Genomic DNA, 1732 nt, shown 5'->3' with positions numbered 1-1732 from the left:
AGATTTTAATCTCCACTAATATCGACGACATGGACGCCGAGAGCTTTGCCTTTGCGTGCGATATTTTGCGAGATAGCGGCGCGCTGGACGTATTTAGCAGGTCTATTTTTATGAAAAAGGGGCGCACGGGCTTTGAGCTAAACGCGCTGTGCCGAAAGAGCGACGCCGCGCGGATAAAGGGGCTTATTTTCGCGCATACGACGGCGATCGGAGTTAGAGAGTGCGTCGTGAGAAAAACCGAGCTTGCGCGCGAGTTTTGCGAGGTAGAGACTAAATACGGCAAAATAAGGCTTAAAATTTCGCGCGGCCGAGTTTGCGGTTTTAACGCCGAGCAAAATTTGACGGATGAAAATTTAGCCCGAAATTACCCCGAAATTTTAAAAATCAAGCCCGAATTCGAGGACTGCAAAAAAGCCGCGCAGAGATTTCAAACGACGATCCGCGAGGTCAGAAACGAGACTTTAAAAAAATATGACGAAACTAGAAATTCTAAAAAATGATATAAAAAAGCTGGAAAATTTAGCCGTAGCGTTTAGCGGCGGCGTGGATAGCTCGCTACTGCTGCGCGTTGCCGCCGATACGCTAGGCCGGCGCGCGGTGGCGATCACGCTAAAATCGCCCTATATGTCGGGGCGCGAGATAAAAGAGGCGGTGGAATTTACCCGTACTTACGGCATCAGGCACGAAATTTTAGAGCTAGACGCACCCGAAGCGGTAAAAAATAATCCGCAAGATCGCTGCTACGTCTGCAAAAAGGCGGTTTTTACGCGGCTAATCGAGCTAGCAAAGCATCTAGGCTTTACAAACGTCGCCGACGGCACGAACCTAGACGACCTTGGCGAATACCGCCCCGGGCTTAAAGCAAAAGACGAGCTTGGCGTACTTTCGCCGCTTAAAGGCCTCAAAAAATCAGAGATTAGAGAGCTTAGCCGCGAGCTTGGACTGCCGACCGCGGACAAGCCCAGCTACGCGTGCCTTCTGACGCGTTTGCCGCACGACAGGGAGTTTTCCGCGGAGGAAATTTCGCTCGTGGAGCGAGCCGAAAATCTGCTAATCTCGCACGGATTTTTAAACGTTCGCGCGCGATTTGACGGCAAAGCCTTTAAGCTGCAAATGGGAGCGAGCGAGACGAGGCGCTTTTGCGCGGGAGATTTTAGCACCGTCGTACGCGAGATCGCCGCGCTTGGCGAGTATGATATTTTGCTTGATTTAAAGGGGCTTCGCGGGGAGATTTTAAATGACGAAAGATGAGGCTTTAAATTTCATCCGCGCCGTAAAATCGGGCGAAAAAAGCGAGCGCGAAGCGATAGAGTTTTTACGGGATTTTCCTTTTAGCGACGCGGGCTGCGCCAAAATCGACACCCAGCGCGCCCTGCGAAACGGCGCGGGCGAGGTGATCTACGGCGAGGGCAAGACGGATGATGAAATTTTACGCATCGCAGAAGCGATCGGCGCGAGAGGGCAAAATATCCTGATCACGCGCACGAACGAACGGGTTTTTAAGCGGGTGCGCGAAATTTTACCGCAGGCGGAGTTTAACGCTCGCGGCCGCGTCATCAGCGTCAAATTTAAAGAGCCCGCGCTCACGCAAAGCTACATCGCGATAGTATCTGCCGGCACCGCCGACGGCGCGGTAGTGGAGGAGGCGTACGAAACGGCGCGATTTTTAGGCAACGACGCGCGTAAATTTAGCGACGCGGGCGTGGCCGGGCTGCACAGACTGATCGCAAAT

At 52.7% G+C, this 1732-nt stretch carries 3 protein-coding genes; all 3 read left to right on the top strand.

What is annotated here, in order from left to right; all coding sequences use genetic code 11:
* Window positions 1-500 (top strand): nickel insertion protein (larC, locus tag Q0314_RS08190; RefSeq protein ID WP_298058147.1); only part of this gene is annotated, 500 nt, incomplete at its 5' end.
* Window positions 472-1251 (top strand): ATP-dependent sacrificial sulfur transferase LarE, encoded by a 780-nt coding sequence (gene larE / locus Q0314_RS08185; RefSeq protein WP_298058145.1) that lies wholly within the window; start codon window positions 472-474, stop codon window positions 1249-1251. The genes larC and larE, both read left to right, overlap by 29 nt.
* Window positions 1238-1732 (top strand): 1-(5-phosphoribosyl)-5-amino-4-imidazole-carboxylate carboxylase (locus Q0314_RS08180; RefSeq protein WP_298058143.1); only part of this gene is annotated, 495 nt, incomplete at its 3' end. The genes larE and Q0314_RS08180, both read left to right, overlap by 14 nt.

Origin of the sequence: uncultured Campylobacter sp. (assembly GCF_938040115.1) — a bacterium.
Taxonomy (GTDB): Bacteria; Campylobacterota; Campylobacteria; order Campylobacterales; family Campylobacteraceae; genus Campylobacter_A.
This window is presented reverse-complemented; position numbering and strand designations above follow the sequence as displayed.

What these genes read in the sequence shown, in the direction of transcription:
- larE (WP_298058145.1), top strand. Translation starts at nt 472, where the DNA reads ATGACGAAACTAGAAATTCTAAAAAATGATATAAAAAAGCTGGAAAAT.